Here is a 636-nt window from a genome sequence, read left to right as displayed (position 1 = left end):
GGCGTTCAGCCGCTCCAGGATCTGGTCGCTGCACATCTGCACGACCACGACGATATCCGCATCCTCGGCATAGCCGATCACCACGTCGAAGCGCCCGGTGCGGGCCACATACTCGGCCGGATACTTGGCCCGCAGGCGGGAGGAGCCGAAATTCTCCATCGGTTCCCAGAACGGGACGAAGGCGACCTTCGGGCGCGCCACCGGCCGCTTCTTGGGCGGCGAGATCAGGCGGTTGAAGATCTCCGCATAGCCCTTGGCGATGGTCGTCAGGTCGTGGTGCCGCTCCGCGAACAGCCTGGCCTCATTCCCTAGCTTGCGGCGCAACCGCTCATCCCGCTGGAGGCTGGAGATGGCCTCGGCCAGCAGCAATTCGTCGCGGTCGCACAGCAGCGCGTTCTTGCGATCGACCAGGAACTCGCCATGGAAGCCGGCATGGGGCGTCGTGATCACCGGGATGCCCAGCGACAGGGCCTCCATGATCACATTCGACGTCCCTTCCCGCCCCGGCGCGACGGGCGCGATCAGCACGTCGATCTTGGCGTAGAAGTCCGGGATCATCCGGTCATGCGGGATCTGGTCGGCACCCTTCGAGGTCTGGAGCAGCCGGACGCCGGCGCGCGCCGTTGCCGCCTTCGC

At 66.7% G+C, this 636-nt stretch carries 1 protein-coding gene; it reads right to left on the bottom strand.

Annotated features, from left to right (window positions below; genetic code table 11):
* The coding region (locus ACLD7X_RS17810; protein ID WP_411425024.1) for a glycosyltransferase at window positions 1–636 on the bottom strand (636 nt) is incomplete at both ends.

The sequence above is a fragment of the Aphanothece microscopica RSMan92 genome (assembly GCF_046613545.2).
Lineage (GTDB): Bacteria > Cyanobacteriota > Cyanobacteriia > PCC-6307 > Cyanobiaceae > NIES-981.
Note: the sequence above shows the minus strand (reverse complement) of the source record. Positions and strands in the feature narration are given on the sequence as shown.